Source organism: Pedobacter sp. CAN_A7, assembly GCF_015752175.1.
In the GTDB taxonomy this organism is placed as follows: Bacteria; Bacteroidota; Bacteroidia; order Sphingobacteriales; family Sphingobacteriaceae; genus Pedobacter.
Map to the genome: position 1 here is coordinate 256,618 of NZ_JADOUW010000001.1, position 21,170 is coordinate 277,787.

Consider the following 21,170-nt stretch of genomic DNA (forward strand, 5'->3'; position numbering starts at 1 on the left):
ACAGTTATTATAGACTAATTAATTAACAGGCTGTGCCGTAGGTTGTTTGTCAAATTAAATATTAGTAATCAAGGCATGAACATATTGGGGCTAACCGTTATTCTTGGTATATTTAAGTAACGAATGTCATGAACTGGATTGTAAAATTTATTAACCTGTTTAAGTTTAAACCTGCAGCACCTCATGATCACAACATTAGGAAGGTTTATTATAACCTCTTGTTGCTCATTGGTCTAATCACTGTGGTGATTCTGGTTTCCTTTTATCTATCCTTTCCAAAGGATGGGTATTTTCAAGTATTCACCATCTTAGCGGTTATGGCTGCTTATTACCTGACTGGTTGTGCTATTGGATTTATATTTGCCATTCCAAAAAGTGCACAGGGTGCCAGGCAGGATCGGCTGCCAATTACCGACCAGGGGAACCGCCTGGGTACGACCGGCTACTATCATGATAATACGAGCCTGGAGGAAATATCAGACTGGTTGGTTAAAATTATCATTGGTTTAAGTTTGACACAGTTTTCTTACCTGAAAGAAACAGTCGAATCTGCGGCCGGTAACGTTGCTGCCATATTCCCCTGTATTCCGCAGGCACAGGGCTGTAAAAGCTTTTATGTCTTTTCTTATGCCATTATTATATTTTACTCCATTGGCGGAGTGATCATTGGTTATTTATGGACACGCATTGACTTTCCAAAGATTCTAACAAAAAGTAAGAACGAGCTGGAACTGATTGCAAAATTGGAGAAACAGAATAAAACCATGGTTCGCCTGATTAATGATCCTGATTCGCCAGTGCGTACACAGGAGCTGCTGCAAACGGAGCGTTTAGACAACCCTTTGTTGTTGGAACTGATTAACCGTATTGCTGATACAAAACCAGTGTTAGCCTATCAAGATGTGCAGAAAGGCAGGTGGGGCGGGAAACGCATAGAGTAAGGGTTACAACTATCGGCAACGGTGAAAAATGCTAACATTATTGATTTATTTCAAGTGACTATAACTTTGCGCACAGGACATGGGTCGGTCTTTTCTGGTCCGGTAGCTATATTATTGCCCGACTATTTAAATCCTGACGTACGTTTGCTGAATGCGGAGGGACTTTCGGAAGTATTTGTATCCGTGTTAGCCAGTGAAGCCTTTACGGTAGCCGCGCTGGTTGATATCCAATCAGAACAGGCCTACACCAGTTTAGAACTGGACCTGAACCAGGTTTTGTTATTGCCAGCAGGATTTTACTGGAAATAAAAGTAAATGCCCTCTATTTTTATTGTCGGGTGTAACTTATACGCACATTTTATGTCACAAAGAATAAACTATGAATCTAATCGGAAACATCATTTGGGTCATCTTTGGCGGAATATTTATCTTTTTTGAATACATTATAGGCGGACTCTTTTTATGCCTCACCATTGTAGGCATACCCTTCGGTCTGCAATGTTTTAAATTTGCCGTAGTTGGTTTAGCCCCATTTGGAGTAAAAATTACCGAAAACCCTCATGACAGCGGATGTTTATCCACCATCATGAATGTGATTTGGCTCATTTTTGGTGGATTCTGGATCATGCTGACGCACTTACTTTTCGGTATCCTATTTAGCATCACCATTATCGGAATTCCTTTTGGGAGACAGCATTTCAAATTAATGAGCCTCGCATTTTCTCCTTTTGGGAAATCTATAGCTTAGGTTTTATTGGATACAGATCCTTCTGGAGGATAGGGTAGCGTGTTTCTTAGTTTCTCGATCTGTTCCAGGCTAAAATGTGGAAGTTGTATATCATTAGATTTGCGCCATTGTTTTACACTTGCTGTTGCAGCTGCGGTTTTTTCTTCAGAAATTCCTTTGTCTTTTGCAAAATATAAAGTTTGCGATGGGAAAGCGAAGTCAGTGCCGCTTTCTGCTACAATATCCATGATGCGTAGCAGTAAATCTTCTCTGATTTCCATAAATTCATCATTATTTCGGGTACTAATGTAGGTCCAGATTTCTATATCAATGGAATGAGCACCAAGTCCTACTAATTGTACCCTGGCTGGAGCGGGGTCTACTTTGGGGTGTGCATATAACATACTGCGTAAAGCCACCAGTAAATACCTGATTTGCTCTGGGGTGGTTTCATAGCGCATGCCAAAGGTACTGGCAAAAAGAAATTTATCACGTGGCGCAAAATTCTCTATTTTCATAGAAGAGAAATCGCCATTGGGGATGCTGACCACCGTACGTTCACCAGTACGGATCTGTGTGGTACGCATACCGATCTGTTCTACGGTACCTGTTACATCGCCCGCTTTACAGAAGTCGCCCACCCGGATGGGATGATCTGCAATCAGGGTGACACTACCCACTAAATTTTCTACTGTTTTTTGCGTACCCAGTGCTAAAGCGATACCTACAATACCCAGTGTGGCTAACCAGGTGGTGACATTAAACCCAAGCGTATCGAGTATCGCTAACATGCCCAGGATAACCAAGGCCACTTTTGCTGTTCGCCGAAAGAACAATAGCGCAGAAACCCCCGAAGTTTGGTCGCGTAAACGCATCCGTTTTTCCATTAATTTGGAAATAAAATCAATGAGTTGCCAGATGAGTAGCAGTATGGCAGCCAAACCAACCAGGATAGTGAGGTCACTTAAACGTTGGCGTATGAGTAAAGAAATGCCGACTTGCCTGCTTCCAACCACAAAAAGCCATACCCCAAGATACAGTTGTATGGGTTTAACAAAGGATTGAATAATGCCAGCCGTAGATTCCTGCCTGGCTTTACGCCATACTAGTGGGATAAAAAATACTAGGAATTTAGTGATGGCGCCCGCGAGGTAGTAGGCAATAACGACAAGCACAATAAGGCCAAGCCAATGAGCGATGGGAACGCCAGCCCATAGATTGCGTAATAAAAAGCCAGGAGCTGCTTTTTCTACCAGTGTGGCTTGCGCTACCTTAATAGAATCAATGGGTACACTTTTAATTGTTTGTGCCGAGAAGAGCCATATAGGGGCGCCAGTGGAATCAGTAAGGTGTTCCAACATCAGGTCAAATGATTTATCATTTATCGTGATTTCACCAACTTTATCCAGTTCAGGACCTAAATCATCGTCTTTTTTTCCATCTAGTTCATTGCTGATCCAGGAGTATGGGTATATATTTCCAGAGGTTTCTATAACGTGTTGCAGGGCACGGACATATTTATCTTTATCGCCAGTAAAACTGGAGTCAAGGTTTAAATAGTTTTGCGCTTGTATAAACTTCTGCGAAGTTGCTGCTTTTAAAAAGCCTTCTACGGTGCCACGTGGTGTACGCCTGCCTAAAGAATCTGCAGGCCAAACAGGCGCCTTATTGATGATGGAACTATCTGTTACAGAAGTAGTATCCTGAGCCTGACTAAAGTTGGAGCACAGCAGTAAAAAGCTACAAAAAAACAGGACGGAATAAAAATATTCTGGGAAGTTATATTTTGCTTTTGTAATGATCATAAAGGCAAATTTATTAAAAAGACTCATTTAATCCTAAAAACAGACCACGCGCACCATAGTTACCCACAGCGTAATCTATACACAAATTGGTTCTGGTTGCTTTATTAAAGAGTACACGCAGACCGGCACCACCTGCAGGTTGCCAATGGTCAAAGAGCTTGGTACCGAGATTATCATGTGTGGTTTGGACATTGAAAAACGTTACTCCGCTTAGGAATTTGTTCCTGGTGATGGGAAAGCGGTATTCTATCTCTGAATAGAAATAATTGTTTCCTTTGAAATAGGCTGTGGTATAACCACGGCCACTTCGGGCGTTATTGTCTTTTCCAGTTCCCGGCAGTTCCAGGTAGGGTAAGGAACCACTGGTGAGGTACGAACCCCAGTTCCATAAGGCAATAACATGCTCGGGGTTGCGGTGTGACAGACTCCAGTATTTCCTGATATCAGTGGTAATTTGTACTGCATTTTTTGTGCTCCCTACCCAGCTTTGGTTAATCCTGACGCCTACATCGGCATACATTCCTTTATATGCACGGTTTTGGTTATCTCTGGTGGTAAATTGAACATTGAAAAGAAACCCATTGGCCATATAATCCTGAGGGTCATATCCAGAACGTTCGCTATAGATGTAATAGGGTGTTTGTGTATCTGTAGCATTGCGGTCTTCGATTTTTCTTCTGATATCAAAGGACACACCTGCACCCACAAAGAGGTTGTCCTTAATCTGTTTGTATACTTTTTCGCTTATTTTATAATATTGGGCATGCAGAACATAACCTTTCCGATCCGGATTGGTAAGGATGCGATCGGCCTCGCTGTCGCCAGAACTCAAGCCAATTCCTAAGCCAAAATCTGGTGTAACGGTTATGGCGGCGACAAGGATACCTTGAAGATTCCATTTATTACCAGGGGTATATACGTTATGACTTAAATAAGTATATATGATGCCCTTAGTGGTAATGGATGCCGATGTTGCTGCTACTGACATGAGGGTATTGGGGTCGTTACCAAGCTTTTTACCCGCTACCGCCTTAATTCCAATCTGAAAACCAATGCTGGGGTTATAGGCCACGTTGGGCATGGGCGTAATGGCAGACTTGGTTTGAACCGGTTTGGGCTTGCTGTTAGGGCGAATGATGGTTCTGATAAGATCGGCTACATCAAACTGTTGTACAGGTATCCGTGTGGTATCTTGTTGTAGCGTATCTGTGGAAATAAGTGTCTGGCTGAAAACTTTTGGTTGCACACTGATCATGATAAAGATCAATAAGATGTATCTATACATTCTATACGGTGTTTTTTGATAAATATCGGGTATTTATATGATCAACATTTGTTAGCTTCTTATGTTTAGTCAAATAAAATAGACACAGGAAGAAAATCACCTGTAGGTAAGGAAGTTTAATTGTTAGCTAAACAATGTATTAATTACTTAGTTTTACAACGTTCGATTTTAAGGAAATTAGCTTAAAGATGGTATTTAAGGGATTGAACAGATAATGAAACAGTTAAAAAACAACAGCAATGAATATTTTTGTGACCAGAGTTATACCTCAAAAAGGATTAGATTTATTAATTGAAGCAGGTTTTGAAGTTACGCAGTATACAGAAAAGCGTGAACTTTCGCAGGAAGAACTCATCCTGGCCTGTAAGGATCATGATGCGTTGTTAAGTGTTGGTCCGAATAAAATCGATGAAAATTTTCTGAAACAATGCAGTCACCTTAAGGGAATTGCCTTGATGAGTGTAGGTTACGATAATGTAGATGTGGAAGCTGCTACCCGGTATGGCGTGCCCATAAGTAACACCCCAGGGGTATTAAGTGGCGCCACGGCCGATGTGGCTTTCCTGTTGATGATTGCTGTTTCACGTAAGGCGTTTTATATGTCTAATTCTATTGCAAAAGGGGAATGGGGATTTTTTGAACCTACGGTAAACCTTGGGCAGGAACTAAACGGCAAAACTTTAGGTGTATTTGGTTTGGGGAGAATAGGCATGGAGCTGGCACAAAAGTGTAAGGCGGCTTATAACATGAACATAATTTATCATAACCGTAAGCCTAATGATGAAGCAGAAGAAAGCCTGGATGCACAATATGTGTCTTTTGAAAACTTATTAAAGCAAAGTGATGTATTGTCGGTTCATGTGAACCTGACCCCTGAAACCAAGGGGCTATTCGATCACACAGCTTTTAAACAAATGAAACCGTCTGTTATATTCATTAACACAGCCAGGGGTGCGATACACCAGGAGGATGATTTGCTGCAGGCTTTACAAAATAAAACGATATGGGGTGCCGGACTAGATGTGACCAATCCTGAACCCATGGAACCTACACACCCTCTGTTGAGCATGCCGAATGTATGTGTGTTACCTCACATTGGATCTGCTACTGCGGAAACGCGGGATAACATGGCGGTGATGGCTGCTCAAAACCTCATCGCGGTCTTGAAAGATCAAGAAATGCCACAGGCCATAAATCCTGAAGTGTTCCATCATTAAGCTGTAGCTTAAAACAACTGGAGGGAATTGATTTGATTTTCTCCAGTTGCAGACTTGGCCGAAATCAAGGCTTGTTGTTTATGATTCTCTATCCAATTAGTGTAACCTGTAGCTATAATCGGCTCCTTCCATAGTGTGGTTGCAGCTTGCATGCTGGAAATGCTGTTTTCTATGACTGGCCTAAATTTGCGCAGCAAGTGTTGTAAAAGTTGTTGACTTTTATTTTTGGGCTTTAACCGGATTACTTTATTGAGCGGATTGATAAGTGTGGCTGTAATTTCTTTGGAGAAATAGTCATAGGCCGCGTCTATTCTTTTCATTAAGGCCGGTTGATCGTTAAATCCGCTTTGTTTGTGCAGTTGAATCACTTGTGCCTGGAATTTATCGGATAAGGCGATCAGGTTATCGATGGCTTTTTGGAGTTGATTGGTCAAGGCGCTGAATTCAGGAAGGTTAGCTTTAATCAACTCAGGATGGACACTTAACTCGCCAAGTCCCAGATGGATACGGTGAAAAGAAAAATGGTTGAGTATCAATTGAAGAATGTACTTTTCTTGGGCGCTTAACAACAGCTGGTTAAGTTCTTCGTCTTTCGCAGGGTTCATGTAATGAATCACTGCTGGGTTCGACCTTAAACTTTCTGTGCTGATTTTAGATTTCAACACAAGGCCTTCCAGCGTTCTTACGCGACTTAAGGCCACATAAACCTGTCCGGCTACGAATGACTTACCCGCATCGATGATGGCACTATCGAACGTTAAACCCTGGCTTTTATGAATGGTTACCGCCCAGGCCAGTTTAATGGGGTACTGTGAAAACTCACCTACCTGCTGCTGCACAATGACCTGATCCGGATCTGTTTTATACTCAAAGGACTGCCAGGCAGATCTTTCCAGCAGCATATCTTCTTCCTGTGGAAAGGATATGTAGATGTTGCCGGCACTGATGGACTTTACTTTACCTATTTTTCCATTATAAAACTTTCGGTTTTCGCCGGTGTCATTTTTGATGAACATCACCTGTGCGCCTTCCTTTAACTTAAGGCTTTGCTCAGCCTGCAAGCCCAGGTCTCTAAATTCTCCACTGATTTCTCCTTCAAATACATGTTCCACACCACTCAGCTCCTCCAATTTTTCTTTATTAATAGCATTGGCTTCTGCATTATGGGAAGTGATGATGATTGGATTTAACTCGTTGGAAGCCTTAAATAAAGGGTCGTAACGCTTGTTAAGCTGTGCAAGACTACTTTCGCTAATCTGGTTGTTTCTAATATCGTTCAGGATATTGATGAATTCAGGCTCTGTCTGGCGAAATACTGTTGTCAGTTCTACCTGCAATAAGGGATTACGGCGGATCACATATGATTCGAAGAAATAGGGTGAGGCATAGGCCTTACTTAAAAAGGTCCAGTCCTCTCTTTTGGTTACCGGTGGCAATTGGTACAGGTCGCCGATGAGGAGCAACTGTACACCGCCAAATGGTGCATTATTTTTACGTACGGAGCGAAGTATACCATCAATGACATCCATCAGGTCGCAGCGTACCATAGAAATCTCATCGATTACTAACAGTTCTAACTCATTAAAAAGGTTTATTTTATCTCTGCTGAAGCTCAGGTTGGCCACCGTCGACTCAATGGACAGGATGCCTGATTGCAGGTTTTCCAGGCTAATATCACCTGGGAAAAAGGACCCTGGAGGCAATTGAAAAAATGAATTGATGGTGGTTCCTTTGGCGTTCATAGCCGCCACACCTGTTGGTGCAACAATTACTATTTTCTTGGTGCTTTTTTCCTTAATTCTTTTAAGCAAGGTTGTTTTTCCTGTTCCTGCTTTTCCGGTAAGGAATATATTCTGATTAGTATAGTCTATAAAGGAGATGACCTGATCAAAGATAGAAGAAGAAGAATTGCCGTTATTCATGTTGCGAATTTAGGCAAAAAAAAGGCTGAACCCTTTGTTGGGTTCAGCCTTTTTACGTTGTTGAAACTAATTAGTTCGCTTTATAAATATTAGCTGTATTTCTATAACCAGATCCTGTATTTGAATACCAATCCACGCTATTTACACCACCTGAGCTGGCCCAATCGCCAAACTTCAAATATGTATCTGTAACAGCAATTCTTTCCGATGGATATTGGAAACTTGTTGGAATGCTAATGGCCCATGGAAGGTTAACTTTAGTACTGTAAGTTTTTCCAGCCTTTGAATTATCGTCATTGGTTCCAAAAGCATCTAAATTGGCGAATTTTGTTGGTGTTTTGCCAATCATGTGCGTTTCGTTGCCTCTGTTTGCATTCCAAATAAAAGGATTGTAAGTACCAATTCCGAACACTGCAAACTGCGGACCGTCGACTACGTCGAAGCTCAGCTCATAATTTTTAACAGGTGATACGGTCTGACCAGGAACAGTGTTCCAGGTTGCCTGTTCGGCGCGGCTATTGGTGAAAAGAATCACCACCACGCTGTCCTGACCACTTTCTAGTTTTACGCCGGTATTGGTTTTGAAATTAGCGGCACTTGCTGAAGGAAGATTAAATTGTATACCTGCACCACTTTGGAATTCACCACCTGTAGCTATTAAAGCATAGTCAGCTTTGATATGAACAACCTGGTTCGTGGCATTAGTAATCACTAAATACTTATAACCAATGACTACGTCATTTAAATCGTAATCACCTTTCATTGGCCAGCTGTCTTCAAATGCAACAGTAGAACCACCGTTATCATAATTTACAGAGTAGTTGTTGAAAGCTTTAGTTTTATCCTGAGGGTAATCGTCTTCTGTATCAATGATACCATCACCATCTGTATCTACTAATACAGGTCCTGGTACGATACCATTTCCTACTGGGTTACAATTGTTGATGGCTATATACACATCACAGCCTTGCACAGCACCACCTGTAAACTGAGATGCTTTTATGGTACGGCTTGGATCGCAATATTGTAAGGCATTTTTAAACTTTTGATTGCCGTTATCGTTCACATTATTCGTTGAAGATTCAACTACTTTAAACAAAGAGGTACTGCCGTGCCCTGTAACTGTACCATCTAAACCAATTAAGTTTTTAGTGCGGAATATTGCCGCATTATGTAAATTGAAGTTGCCTTTTAAATTACTTCTTTCATCTACCTGAATGTAGCTGTGGTTATGGATGGTGGCATTGTTATCAAAATCTACTAATACATTTAAATAACAAGTATTGGTCAGTGTTCCTGAATTTACGGTCATGTTTTGAACCACCATGTTACCTGCATTCGTAAAGTTTCCTGACACATTTAATTTAGATAATCTTGCAGTAAAGATGCCTGAATTAACAAAATTCGGATTATTATTAAAACTAATCTCGCCTTTGCTAGCCACTACAGTACCGCTATTTTCAAATTTCCCCCCAATGGTCATATTATTATTCAGGTTCAATGTGCCGGTATTGGTAAAGTCAGGATTGTTGTTTGAATTAAAAACTCCTGCAACGCTTAAATTTCCAGAATTGACAATCTTGCCACTTGCATTTAAGTTACCCTTTACCGTAATTGTTCCGCCAAGGGTTGCATTAGTTCCATTTTCAAAGGTTAGTTCATTAGTAGTTAATGTACCTGTATGGTTAAATGTACCTTTGATTTTGGTATTACCGTTAACTGTGATTACGCTGCTATTCGATGCCGAATTGCCTTCCACTGAAAAATCACTGCTCGTCAGGTTTCCTGAATTATAAAATTCTCCTGTGCTATTTACATTTCCAACTGTGGCCACACCAAAGTTTTTAAATGTTCCACCGTTTTCCCAGTTAAGGTTATTGAACGTAACAGAAGCATTTTCAGTTACGATTACGCTGATGTTATTTCTAATTTTTAAGCCGTCAATCGTAACACCGGTACCACAAATACGTACATTTCCTTTTGATAAATTACGGAAGTTGACTCTAATATTGTTACCTGTAATGACATAGGTTTCGCCATTTAAGTCAATTTGCTGTGATGGTGAGTTTTTGATTTCAATCTCACCCTGTGCAATTGCGCAACCTGGACTGTTTTCTACTACAATATTAGCCCGGAGTGCCGGAAGTTTTATGGAATTTTTTAGGGAGGAAACCGCCTGCGTAAGGCTTTCTATTCCTAAAGAAAGGGAAACCGATGTAGATTCAACAGTGGCTTTTTGTGTATTTTTTGATCCATCTGGAGCAGTTTTAATCAGGTATACTTCATTGATGCCTGCAGGAATCTCTGCTTTGAATTTAAATGCAGTGGTTACAGAAGCTGCTCCTTTAGCAAGCGATGTTCCACCTTTTGCAGGGTCGCCTTGAAATACTTCAATAATGTGTAAGGCATTCTGAAAACGGGTGTCGTGAACAGCAATGTTAAAATTAACATCTCTGGCTGTTTGCCAGTTAAAGCTTGCTGGAACAACAAGGTTGCTGATGTCGCCCGCGCCGGGAACATCATTAGCATCTTTCTTGCATGATGATAAGAAAATACTGAGTGCAATTGTAGTGAGTAGAAGTTTATTTCTCATAAATTATTAATGTAATATATATTTGGCTATAGATTTATCTGTACGATAAAGGTGTTTTTTTTTGATTCAGGATCATGCTCATATTCAAAACTATCGGAGGCTACCGTAATGATGAAAAAGCCAAAGTTCTCAGGAAAGTGGTCAATGCTCATGTTATCTTTATACTTATCTAAAAACCTGAACTTATAATGATCAGTTACTTTGATGTCGTGACTATTATTATTAGAAAAACTGACCTGCATCGTTTTATCAATTTCCTTAAAAGGTATTTGCTCAGCGCCTTCAAAAATAATCTGCAAACCCACGTCAATCTTTTCAATGGTCAACCTGGGGTGTGTAATCGTCAGTTGTAGTAAGGCTTCCGGATCAGTAGAATGTTTAATGGAATTGGTAATCAATTCTATTAATATCAATTTCACTTTTCTTTCCAACTCCTCCGTAAGGGTGATATGCTTGCCAAGTTCGCCCAATACCTGAAAAATATAACCTTGTATATCATCAGGATGGTCTGGAATTCGAAGACCGATTTTTATGGGAGGGAGGTTATTCATTAAAATTTCTCTAAAGAGGTTTTTACGGTGGTGCTTAAAGTGAAAATCTTGTCAAGCCTGGTGAGTGTAAATAGGTTTAAAATATCATCATTCAATTCTGTAATGACTAATTTTCCTTGTAAAGGAAGCAGTTTTTTCAGTACAGCAACCAGTGCACCTAAAAAAGAACTGTCAAGATAATCTACGTTTTTAAATGAGATGATGAGGTTACGTGCACCAAGCTCTATTTCCTGAAGCATTAGTTCTTTAAACTGCTCTGCTTTAGATAAGTTAGCTTCTTTATTCTCAATAATAATGACTAAAATATTATCAATTGTTTCTTTAGTTAACTTCATTTTTTGTTCTTTTTATAATGACTATACTACAGTCATCTACTTGTGAGGTATGTTTATTAAATAAATTATCTACAATTTCCTCAGTAGGGTGATTGTTTTCTTTTAATACATGGAGTTTACGCTTAAATAGTTCCATATCAGATTTTTTCTCTCCGTTTATTTCAAAATCGATCATGCCATCGGTAACCAGAAAAACCTCATCTGTACCCTGAATCATGATTTCCAGTTCTGAATAACTGGCATCTTCGCTAAAACCCAAAAGAATTCCTTCAGACTGGAAAGCTGTGATCTCCTTTGTCTGCGAGTCGTATTTTAATAGTGGCAAATCACCAGCACCCGAGTAACAAAGGCTGCAGTTTTCGTCGTCTATTAATACAATACTTATGGTGGAAAAAATGTCTGACAGGAACTCATCAGCATAGACTACGCGATTCAACTTGTGGAGGATCGTAGATAGAGAGAAATCTCCGTCAAATACGCATAGACGTATGGCAGACCGTACATAACTCAGGTAACTAAAGGAAAAGAACCATGCACCCCATTTTTTGCCCATTACATCACCCAATATTACAAAGGTAAAGCGGTCATTAATCTGAATAAAATCAATAAAATCACCACCAGGTTGGTCCTGATAGGAATGGTTGAAATACTGAAGGCTAAAGTTTTTCAGTTGAGGAGGGGTTTTTGGAATGTTCCTTAAGCTTAGTTTCTCGGCAATGCCCTTAAGCTCACTCAGCGAACGTTCATAATGTTCCCTCACGGCTAGCATCAGGTTGTTTATTTTAGATAAAATGCGCATTGGAGGCACATCCTTGGCCATATAATCAATTGCTTTTAAATCTAATCCCTGTTGTATAAAATGTTCGTCGTTAACGGAAGTTAAAAATAAAAATGGGACATTTTTGAGCAGGTTATTCTTCAATAACCTTTTTCTAAATTCAAAGCCATTTTTATCAGGCATTTCATAATCTGAAATAATAAGGTCTGGGATATCAAAATTTGCTAATATGATTTCGGCTTCGTCTACTGATAATGCTATACGACAGGTATAACCGTTATTTTGTAATAATTTTTCATAAAGCTTTAACTGAAATAAATCATCATCAACCAGTAGAACGGTTTTATTCATATTTCTTGGTATTGGAGATTGATTTTATGATTATATATATACCTACTGCAATGATTATTAATGATATCAAGTCCATCAACGTTACCCCATCATCTGGTGTAAAATAGAATACCGTAAACATTTCAAAATAGGGTGGTGCAGGCATGATAATCATGGCAAAACCTAAAGTGACGAACAAGAAACCAATTACAATTTTTACAAATTTAATAAACTTTTCTGATAGATTAATTTTATTAGTTTGTTTCGAATCGAGGAAATTATTATTAAGCAAAAACTCTAGCTGATCTAACTGGTCTATCTTGTCAAGATCTGATAGTGAAACATCTTTAATTTCGTTAATCAGGTGGTCATTGGCTAGTTTGTCGTTAAGGGCCACATTTACCCTTGTCTGTAAACTCTTTATATTTTCAGAATTTAAATTACTTTGTTCAAGTAAGGTAATGAACTCGCTTAATTTCTGATTTAATTCTTCATCTTTGCGATCAAGTTTAGCAAATTCTTTAAGATTCTCAGAAATTTTAATTTTATCAGCCAAAACAATGTTGTATAAAGCTTTATTACAAATCTATAATAATGCCATTAATTTCAATTATAACCGTTAACTACAATCAGGCCCAGGCAACTATAGATTTATTAACGTCCATTAAGCTACACGGATGTCATTTCCCATTGGAAATTATTCTGGTTGATAATGGAAGTCTGGAAAACAAAGAGCTCGACTATATGGCTTGTTGCAAAGATATTAAATTTATTCGTTCAAAGAAGAATTTAGGTTTTGCCGCAGGAAACAACCTGGGTATTCAACAGGCCACCGGAAAATACCTGTTTCTGGTTAATAACGATACTGAATTTACAACAGGACTTGTAGATACGCTGGTGCAGACCATGGAGGCTCACCCGGAGGTAGGAATTATTTCTCCGATGATTAAATATGAGGAGCAGCGCGATGTAATCCAGTATGCCGGGTTTACACCCATGAATTATTATACCTGTAGAAATGAATGTATTGGTCAATTTGAAATAGACAAGGGCCAATATCAGGGACTGATGGGGCCTACTGGTTATTGCCACGGCGCTGCCATGATGATTTCAAGAACGGCAATGGAAAAAGCCGGAGTAATGGCAGAAAACTTTTTCCTGTATTATGAAGAAATGGATTGGTGCGAAAAAATTAAAAAGGCTGGTTTCCAGGTTTGGGTAAATACCACGGCCACCATATATCATAAGGAATCTTTGGCTGTAGGTAAAAACAGTGCTTTAAAGGAATATTTTATGAATAGAAACCGGATCCTTTTTATCAGGCGTAATGCAAACCTTATTCAGCGTTGCTTTTTTTACCTATACTTCCTCAGTTTTGTAGCCACCAGAAATGTCCTGAAATATAGTAAAGAAAAAAACTACAGTTACATCAACATACTTTTACGGGCCATTGGCTGGAATATTCAACATGGTGTGAACAGTAAATACCTTGGCTATACCATAAAATAAATCACATGATCACTACCTTTTGGATTGCTGTATTCCTTGTCTTTTACACCTTTTTTGGTTACGGCATTTTATTGTACGGCTTAGTCAGGATAAAGCGTTTGTTTAACCTGAAAAAAAAGGCTTTATATGCCTTTGAAGACCTGCCTAGCTGCACCCTGGTGATAGCAGCTTATAATGAAGAAGATTTTATTACTCAAAAAATAGTTAACACCCTTGCGCTTCGCTATCCAGCAGGTAAACTGGAAATCGTATTTGTTACGGATGGCTCCACCGATCGTACGCCACAACTCGTAGCACAATATCCGGAAATTAAGTTAATGCACACACCGGCGCGTAGTGGTAAAATTGCTGCAGTACATCGCGTGATCGAACAGGTGACAACCGAGTTAATTGTTTTCACTGATGCCAACACCTTTCTCAATCCCGAGGCATTATTTTACCTCTGCCGTCATTATGCAGATCAAAAAGTAGGTGCCATTGCAGGCGAAAAGCGGGTCATGATCGAAAAATCGGCTGATGCAACTGCTGGAGAAGGTTTTTATTGGAAATATGAATCAAAATTAAAGGCTTGGGATTCCGAGCTTTATTCTGTGGTTGGGGCTGCCGGCGAGCTTTTTAGCATCCGGAAATCACGCTATGAACCCGTGCCGGCAAACAGCATATTGGATGATTTTATGATATCCATGAAAATTGCACAAAAAGGGGATGTCATTGTGTATGAACCCGAGGCCTATGCCCAGGAAACCTCATCGGCAAATATTGCAGAGGAACTGAAACGCAAAGTGCGTATTGCAGCCGGAGGTATACAATCTGTCATTTGGTTAAAATCTTTGCTATGGCCGATTAAATACCCATTGCTGACGTTCCAATACATCAGCCACCGCGTTTTACGGTGGACGGTTACGCCATTGTTAATGATATTGGCTTTGATATTGAATGTCTTCATTGTGTTGCAACAGGGAGGGGTTACCTATCAGGTGTTGCTAATTGCCCAAATAGCATTTTATATATCTGCTTACCTGGGCAAGTTAATGGAGTCCAGAAAAATAAGGGTTAAAGTGTTATTTATACCTTATTACTTTTGCGTGATGAACTACGCGGTGCTGGCTGGGTTGTTACGTTATTTCTTTGGAGAACAGTCCGTGATATGGGAAAAGGCCATCCGGAAATAATTATTTCTTTTCCGGTGGCGTATTTGGCTTTTCTGGTGGAGTGGATACAATTTCTCCGAATTCATTTACGTAAGCCATCATGCTCTCTAAAGATCCGTCATTCGGATTCTGCTTGCGCTCTTCTTTACGTTGCAATTTATCTTCTTTTTTCTTTTGTCTATTTTTTTCAAGTTGCTTTTTCATGAAAGTTGCCTGAGATTTAGCCATGTATTTTATAGTTTAAGTTAGAAAATAACGTTTCTCTGTATGGTGTTATACTGCAATTTAAAATGCTCATTTTAAATTGATTAAGCAGTAAGGTTAAAATTCTCGATGGTAACGGAGGAACATCAGGGGAATTCAGTCCAATCAATTGATAATGATTGGCAATGCATTAGAGAAAAGTTTTAAATTTATTCCGTTTTATGCAAATATAAGCAATATATCTGAATATTTACATACCTAAGGTCAACTTGTAGCCGGCTACAGCCTTTGCCTGAATGACCTTAGTCGTAGAATCTCTTGCGACACCGGTAATCACATAAGTTAGGCTATCCGCATTAAGGTACTCCTGTAGCTGCTGTGTAGCCGCCGTAATAGTCACATTCAACGTATTTAAGTTCTGTGTAGAAATGTTATTGGTAGCCCCAAGTTGAATTAAAGGTTTTGCAGCCGCTTTCATTTGCACCCTCATGGAACTGAAGGCAGAAAGGTCATTACCATTGGTATCAGGATCGTCTAGTTTAATCACAAATTTAGTGATGTACGCTGAGCGTAAATCAGCCAAAGTAAACTGATCCGTATTGTCTTCCACTTGTTGATTTAAATCAACCTTATTTTGTAGTTCCGCAATAGTCAGTGTGTCCTCCAAATTAGTGCTGATAGGGACAATAAAATTTATGGAATCTGTTTCTATGACAATATCTCTTTTGATGTCCTCTTTCATCGTACAAGATAAAAACAATATCGAAGCTAAACCAAGAAGAAGGAACTGTCTATTTTTTGCCATTTAGGATTGAACTTAGGTTTGGTTTTATGCCAATAGAAATAGGAACAGATTGAAAACGCCTGTCCTGGATCTTTTTAAAACCATGCATAAAACTGCTTTCCAAAAATACAGAAACTTTATTAAAACTATACTCCATTCCCAGACCTGTTTCCAACATCGCCATGCCAACGTTTTCGTTACGCTGCGTTGCTATAGCATTGGTATTGTTTAATTCGATTCTTGGTGTTAACAGGAAGCCTCCGCCGCCGCCCACAAAACCATAATAAGCAAAGTTGCCGTGGAACTTTCGGTACCCTATAGCCATGTTTAATAAGTAGGTGGTTGCACGACCATCATGGAGCAGCGTAGTTTGCCCCTGATCAAGCGAAGGCTGATCATATTTATAGGCATGGAGACTAACCTTTGGGTATAGGAAAACACCGCCATTTCCCAAGCCTATGTTTAATCCTATGGTGGTTGAAAATTTCGGTTCAAAGTAATCAGCTGTTTCCCCAACTGGAATCGAAAAGCCAAATCCACTGGAAGTATATAATTTGTCTTTGCGACCTAAAAGATCGGATTGTGCAAAACCGGAATGGTAACCACTTACCAATAATATAATCAGTAGTGATAGGCTTAATTTTAGTTTCATAGGTCTTAGGTTTACTTTAAAACACACGCCTTTGCCATATGTTTGGTTTTGGTATTAATTGTCGGCAACCTAATATAATTTTGTGTTTTATGCTTCAAAATTTAATATTGTATGATATTTTAATTAATTTAATTTCAATGTTTTATGAAGTTTAATTATATATTTAATGTAGTTATTGCCTTTTTAAGCACTCCAAAAACACTAAGATTGCCATATTAAATTTTGTTTAAGTCTTGATTTAACTGTACTACAGTTAATTAAGAAGGTTATATATATTTATTGTTGACGTTTGAATGCAGCAGAAAAATCATCCCTCATTAACTTGAATCGTTCTACTACAGTAGCAATAAATTCCTCATCAAGCATTTGAAAAATCTCATTAGCCCCACCGCCGGTTAAGTCTAGTTCTGATAATTTATAACTCTGTTCAAAGCTGCCTAACTCAAACTTAACAATGTATTTTTGATTCATATTGAATAGCGTAATCTTGCAGGAAGGGTGCGGTAATTCAGCGATAACTCTCATAATTTTTTTCTTGAACTTTCGTATTTTACAGATAAAGGCCATTACCTGAAACACCTATTTATCATAGCATTCAGGTAATGGCCTTTTAAATTTTGTTTACAATTTAACACCCATTTCCTTTACCAGGAAATCAGCTTTATCAATTTTAGTTGCTACCCACAATACAAAACGAATGTCTACACCAATCGATCGGCTGTAGCTTTCATTCCAGGAGTAATCGTTGATGGTCGCCCCATAGGCACGATCGAAATTTACACCAATTAATTCACCCTTTGCATTCATAATCGGTGAGCCCGAATTGCCACCTGTGGTATCCATATTATAAAGGAAAGATACTGGAACATCATTCAAATCTTTCTTTGCAAAAGGACCAAAATCTTTGGCAGTCCAAAGGGTTTTAATCGTTTCCGGATAACCGAAATCTGCATGGCCAGAAGCGCCTTTCTCCAGTATCCCTTTAATGGTAGTGTATGGTTTCATGTAAGTGGCGTCAGCAGGAGAATAACCCCTTACATAACCATATGTTAATCTTAAGGTGCTGTTTGCATCAGGTATAAAATCCTTTTTCAAAAATTTCTCTTTCACCCTTACGTAGTCACCCATCAATTTATTTAACTGTCCTTCACGCGCATCTTTCTCTGGTTTTATCGCAGCAATTTGTTGTTGCAGGTCTTTTTCAAACAACATCAAACCATCGTTATAGGCGCTTAATGCTTTCAGCGATTTTAACAAGGTATTTATCACATAATCCTGGTCTTTCAACTTCGAAATACCAAATGTGTTGTTAATATACTGGTCTATGACCGACTGGCTGTTGTTTCCCTTGCTGGTTACTTTCGCTACTGCATTAATCTTTTGATATGGAGAGAAAGCAGCCGCGTCATTCATCATTTTTTTGAATACCGTTCGATCTACATCAATGTCAAATGATGCATACGTTGACGATAGGGCTTGTTTTACTTGTGGGATGTTCTGATCGAAAAACGGTTGTTTATTAGCAGGACTCTGCGCATTTAAGGCTTCTTTGAAGTTGTTGATGGTACGGGATACCGACAATAAACTTGTAGAACTGTAGATTTGTCCTAACCACAAATCTCTTTGTGCATCGCCATTGATCAGCTTATACAGGTTGTCGATGTCGTTCATCAATGTTCCATATTTAGCTTTCTCCTCCACGTTGTTATTGATGAATTCAGCTAAAGCAGCATCTTCCTGTTTTTTCTGACCGATCAAGTCAATGCCTTTTAAGCCTTGAAGTTTACCACGGTAATTTTTCATCACGTTCGCATTTCTTTTAATGCGCGTAGCTAACTTAATCTCGGTTTCCTTATTTTTCTTGCCAGCTTTCTCCATGGTAGCATTCTGAAAATCATATAATTCAGAAGTATAAGGCAATACAAATTGCTGTTGATTTTCGATAAAGCCAGCTGGACGGTGACGGAAAGTTCTGCCCGGATAGCCTAAAATAAATACGAAGTCTTCTTCTTCAGTACCACTTGCATTTACTTTTAAGAACTTTTTAGGGGTATATGGAACGTTGTCTTTTGAATATTTGGCTGGTTTGCCATCTTTACCTACGTAAGCACGCATAAAAGAGAAATCTCCGGTATGACGGGGCCATACCCAGTTATCAGTCTCCCCACCAAATTCTCCAACCTGTCTGTTTGGAACATATACCAAACGAACGTCAAGTATAGTTTTGTAACGGAAAAGCACATAGGTTTTGCCGATAAACATTTCAGATACCTCTGCTTTTATGCTTGGATCTTTTTGTTCTGCTTCGGCAGCGATGTTTTTCATGGCATGGTTTACTAATTGCAAACGGGTTGCCGGGTCGGTAATTTGTGCTACCGGACCTAAAATACGGTCAGATACATCTTCGTAACTTTCAGTAATGCGACAAGTAAGACCTTTAGCTTCAATTTCCTCACCATAAGAACGCGCTACCAACCCTTTGGTCAGGTAATCTTTCTCCGGTGTGCTGGCCTGCTGTACAGCGCCGAATGCACAATGGTGATTGGTAATGATCAATCCTTCGTTAGAAACGAATGATCCGGTACAACCGCCAACATTAACCAGGGCATCAACCAGACTGGTGCCATTTGGATTATAGATTTCATTCTGGTCTATTTTTAAGCCCGCTTTTTTTAAATCGAGTTTGTGAATCTCGCTCAAAGGGAACATGCCTTCATCAGGCGGTGTATATCCTGATTGCAGGATTCCAAATATGAGCAAAAAGGTAAATAATAAGGTTTTTTTATTCATGTGTTTGAATTTTTTGTTAATTGTTTCAAATCTAGCAATTTTCAAAGGTTTTACCGTCCTAACTGCTTTTTTGATTGAATTGCAGCCATTGACAACTGCATATCTTTGCTGCATTGCCTGCAAAAATCAAAATAACCCGCACAAAAAGTCATGCATCCTTATGTTTAAGTTAAAAGAAATTGACCTCCAGGCGGACATGGAGTACACCTAAATAAAGGTTAAATAGCTAATGAATATATGTTGAATACGACTTTTTCTAGAAAAACACGGATTCATGTCGGATTCATGTCGTATTCAATACGGATTCAGGTGTACGCCATGTAGGCCTTCAGGATCGGTAAAGGGCGTTTGTGGTGAGGTGTTTTTAACCCTTTACTGCATATTATTGGCGAAATAAAATAAACTAATAAATTATAATATTTTCCTTGAACCCGGAGCTGTTGCAGGGCTAATGTTGTTTATTTGCATTTACACAAAGGTTATAATTAGCTTTGTCAGATATTTAAACATATGGCTGAGGATTTAAACATTATAGCAGCTGGTAACAAAGAGGCGCAATACCAATCTTTATTACCACAGATAGAAGCATTAATTACAGGAGAAACGGATCTCATAGCCATCCTTGGCAATATTTCTGCAGCCCTAAAAGAACAGTTTAACTGGTTCTGGGTAGGTTTTTACCTGGTGAAAGAAGATGAACTTGTTTTAGGTCCTTTTCAAGGACCTGTTGCCTGTACACGAATCAAAAAAGGCAGGGGTGTATGTGGGCAGAGCTGGGAAAAAGCCGAAACCATCATTGTGGCAGATGTAGATGCTTTTCCCGGACATATCGCCTGCAGTTCGGCATCGCGGTCTGAAATTGTACTTCCAGTGTTTAGTGATGGTAAGGTTATCGGGGTTTTGGATGTGGATAGCGATGAGCTGGATCATTTTGACGAAGTAGATGCCATGTATTTAAAAAAGGTTATTGAGTTGATCTATGTCTAAATTACCGCTATCGTTTTACCAGAATGATGTAGTTACTGACCTGGCCGTACAACTTTTAGGCAAACAATTGTTTACCCTGATTGATGGCGAGCTTACTGGGGGCACCATTGTGGAAACAGAAGCTTACAACGGGGTCATGGATAAAGCGTCGCATGCATATGGTGGTCGTTTTACCAACCGTACCAAGGTGATGTATGAGCAGGGTGGACTTTCGTATGTGTATTTATGCTATGGCATCCATCACCTGTTTAATGTGGTGTCTGGCACTCAGGGAATTCCACAAGCGGTACTGATTAGGGGGATTGAACCAGTTACCGGTCTGGAAGTGATGATGCGGCGGCGAAATAAGGCCATATTACAACCTAACCTTAGTGCCGGACCGGGCGCATTGGCTAAAGCATTAGGAATAGACAGTAAACTAAATGCAAAAGACCTTCAGGGCGACGAAATCTGGATAGAAGACAATGGGATCTATTACGAGCCAGAACAGCTTGTTGCCGGACCAAGAATAGGGGTGGCTTATGCCGATGATCATGCGCTGTTACCCTGGCGGTACTATGTTAAAGGCAATAAATACGTGAGTAAACCTCATACAAAATAAAACAATCT

Annotated in this window: 21 protein-coding genes; 8 read left to right on the forward strand and 13 right to left on the reverse strand. The window is 39.5% G+C overall.

Features of this window, described 5'->3' with window-relative positions:
• The first annotated feature begins 128 nt into the window (after positions 1–128).
• The 3 genes from IWX76_RS01150 (at position 129) to IWX76_RS01160 (ending at position 1,689) form a co-directional block, all read left to right on the forward strand.
• Positions 129–941 (forward strand): hypothetical protein, encoded by an 813-nt coding sequence (locus IWX76_RS01150; protein WP_196858026.1) that lies wholly within the window; start codon positions 129–131, stop codon positions 939–941.
• 54 nt (positions 942–995) lie between these two features.
• The gene (locus IWX76_RS01155; protein WP_196858027.1) at positions 996–1,250 is read left to right on the forward strand and encodes a hypothetical protein; all 255 of its coding nucleotides are present in this window, start codon (positions 996–998) and stop codon (positions 1,248–1,250) included.
• A 70-nt stretch (positions 1,251–1,320) separates the two neighbouring features.
• Entirely contained in the window at positions 1,321–1,689 is a 369-nt protein-coding gene (locus IWX76_RS01160; protein ID WP_196858028.1) for a YccF domain-containing protein, read from the forward strand.
• On the opposite strand, the gene IWX76_RS01165 is transcribed toward IWX76_RS01160, so the two are convergent.
• Positions 1,686–3,473: a mechanosensitive ion channel family protein gene (locus tag IWX76_RS01165; RefSeq protein ID WP_196858029.1), complete on the reverse strand. Its 1,788-nt coding sequence runs from the start codon at positions 3,471–3,473 to the stop codon at positions 1,686–1,688. The genes IWX76_RS01160 and IWX76_RS01165 overlap by 4 nt on opposite strands.
• A 13-nt stretch (positions 3,474–3,486) precedes the next feature.
• Positions 3,487–4,758, reverse strand: coding sequence for a BamA/TamA family outer membrane protein (locus tag IWX76_RS01170; protein ID WP_334640925.1), 1,272 nt, complete (start codon positions 4,756–4,758; stop codon positions 3,487–3,489).
• Between the two features lie 239 nt (positions 4,759–4,997).
• Between IWX76_RS01170 and IWX76_RS01175 the strand changes: the two genes are divergently transcribed.
• Positions 4,998–5,975, forward strand: a complete 978-nt coding sequence (locus IWX76_RS01175; RefSeq protein ID WP_196858030.1) for a 2-hydroxyacid dehydrogenase — start codon at positions 4,998–5,000, stop codon at positions 5,973–5,975.
• Positions 5,976–5,983: 8 nt separating this feature from the next.
• Here IWX76_RS01175 and IWX76_RS01180 read toward each other — a convergent pair whose 3' ends face one another.
• The 6 genes from IWX76_RS01180 to IWX76_RS01205 all read right to left on the reverse strand — a co-directional run bounded on the left by IWX76_RS01180 (position 5,984) and on the right by IWX76_RS01205 (position 13,040).
• Positions 5,984–7,897, reverse strand: a complete 1,914-nt coding sequence (locus IWX76_RS01180; RefSeq protein WP_196858031.1) for an ATP-dependent DNA helicase — start codon at positions 7,895–7,897, stop codon at positions 5,984–5,986.
• A gap of 70 nt (positions 7,898–7,967) precedes the next feature.
• Positions 7,968–10,490, reverse strand: a complete 2,523-nt coding sequence (locus tag IWX76_RS01185) for an LruC domain-containing protein (protein WP_196858032.1) — start codon at positions 10,488–10,490, stop codon at positions 7,968–7,970.
• Between the two features lie 26 nt (positions 10,491–10,516).
• Positions 10,517–11,041 carry a hypothetical protein gene (locus IWX76_RS01190; protein ID WP_196858033.1) on the reverse strand — a complete coding sequence of 175 codons (525 nt, stop codon included), beginning with the start codon at positions 11,039–11,041 and terminating at the stop codon, positions 10,517–10,519.
• Positions 11,041–11,376, reverse strand: coding sequence for an STAS domain-containing protein (locus tag IWX76_RS01195; RefSeq protein WP_196858034.1), 336 nt, complete (start codon positions 11,374–11,376; stop codon positions 11,041–11,043). Before IWX76_RS01195 ends, IWX76_RS01190 begins: the two co-directional genes overlap by 1 nt.
• Positions 11,363–12,505 carry a SpoIIE family protein phosphatase gene (locus IWX76_RS01200; protein WP_196858035.1) on the reverse strand — a complete coding sequence of 381 codons (1,143 nt, stop codon included), beginning with the start codon at positions 12,503–12,505 and terminating at the stop codon, positions 11,363–11,365. Before IWX76_RS01200 ends, IWX76_RS01195 begins: the two co-directional genes overlap by 14 nt.
• Positions 12,498–13,040 (reverse strand): hypothetical protein, encoded by a 543-nt coding sequence (locus tag IWX76_RS01205; RefSeq protein WP_196858036.1) that lies wholly within the window; start codon positions 13,038–13,040, stop codon positions 12,498–12,500. The genes IWX76_RS01200 and IWX76_RS01205 overlap by 8 nt, the downstream gene beginning before the upstream one ends.
• A 38-nt stretch (positions 13,041–13,078) precedes the next feature.
• On the opposite strand from IWX76_RS01205, the gene IWX76_RS01210 reads away from it, so the two are divergent.
• Together IWX76_RS01210 and IWX76_RS01215 are read left to right on the forward strand one after the other, a co-directional pair.
• Positions 13,079–13,993 carry a glycosyltransferase family 2 protein gene (locus tag IWX76_RS01210; RefSeq protein WP_196858037.1) on the forward strand — a complete coding sequence of 305 codons (915 nt, stop codon included), beginning with the start codon at positions 13,079–13,081 and terminating at the stop codon, positions 13,991–13,993.
• Positions 13,994–13,998: 5 nt separating this feature from the next.
• Complete coding sequence (locus IWX76_RS01215; RefSeq protein WP_196858038.1) at positions 13,999–15,165, forward strand: glycosyltransferase family 2 protein; 1,167 nt, start codon at positions 13,999–14,001, stop codon at positions 15,163–15,165.
• Here the strand turns inward: IWX76_RS01215 and IWX76_RS01220 are convergent, their stop codons facing one another.
• The 5 genes from IWX76_RS01220 to IWX76_RS01240 all read right to left on the reverse strand — a co-directional run bounded on the left by IWX76_RS01220 (position 15,166) and on the right by IWX76_RS01240 (position 19,574).
• On the reverse strand, positions 15,166–15,372 hold the full coding sequence (locus IWX76_RS01220) for a hypothetical protein (protein ID WP_196858039.1): 207 nt from the start codon (positions 15,370–15,372) through the stop codon (positions 15,166–15,168).
• 226 nt (positions 15,373–15,598) lie between these two features.
• Positions 15,599–16,090, reverse strand: coding sequence for a hypothetical protein (locus IWX76_RS01225; RefSeq protein ID WP_196858040.1), 492 nt, complete (start codon positions 16,088–16,090; stop codon positions 15,599–15,601).
• Between the two features lie 49 nt (positions 16,091–16,139).
• Complete coding sequence (locus tag IWX76_RS01230; protein ID WP_196858041.1) at positions 16,140–16,784, reverse strand: hypothetical protein; 645 nt, start codon at positions 16,782–16,784, stop codon at positions 16,140–16,142.
• Between the two features lie 276 nt (positions 16,785–17,060).
• Positions 17,061–17,309 carry a hypothetical protein gene (locus IWX76_RS01235; protein ID WP_196858042.1) on the reverse strand — a complete coding sequence of 83 codons (249 nt, stop codon included), beginning with the start codon at positions 17,307–17,309 and terminating at the stop codon, positions 17,061–17,063.
• Positions 17,310–17,405: 96 nt separating this feature from the next.
• Entirely contained in the window at positions 17,406–19,574 is a 2,169-nt protein-coding gene (locus IWX76_RS01240) for a S46 family peptidase (protein WP_196858043.1), read from the reverse strand.
• Between the two features lie 510 nt (positions 19,575–20,084).
• On the opposite strand from IWX76_RS01240, the gene IWX76_RS01245 reads away from it, so the two are divergent.
• Both IWX76_RS01245 and IWX76_RS01250 read left to right on the forward strand, forming a co-directional pair.
• Positions 20,085–20,561, forward strand: coding sequence for a GAF domain-containing protein (locus tag IWX76_RS01245; RefSeq protein ID WP_196858044.1), 477 nt, complete (start codon positions 20,085–20,087; stop codon positions 20,559–20,561).
• Complete coding sequence (locus IWX76_RS01250) at positions 20,554–21,162, forward strand: DNA-3-methyladenine glycosylase (RefSeq protein WP_196858045.1); 609 nt, start codon at positions 20,554–20,556, stop codon at positions 21,160–21,162. The genes IWX76_RS01245 and IWX76_RS01250 overlap by 8 nt, the downstream gene beginning before the upstream one ends.
• The last annotated feature ends 8 nt before the right edge of the window (positions 21,163–21,170 follow it).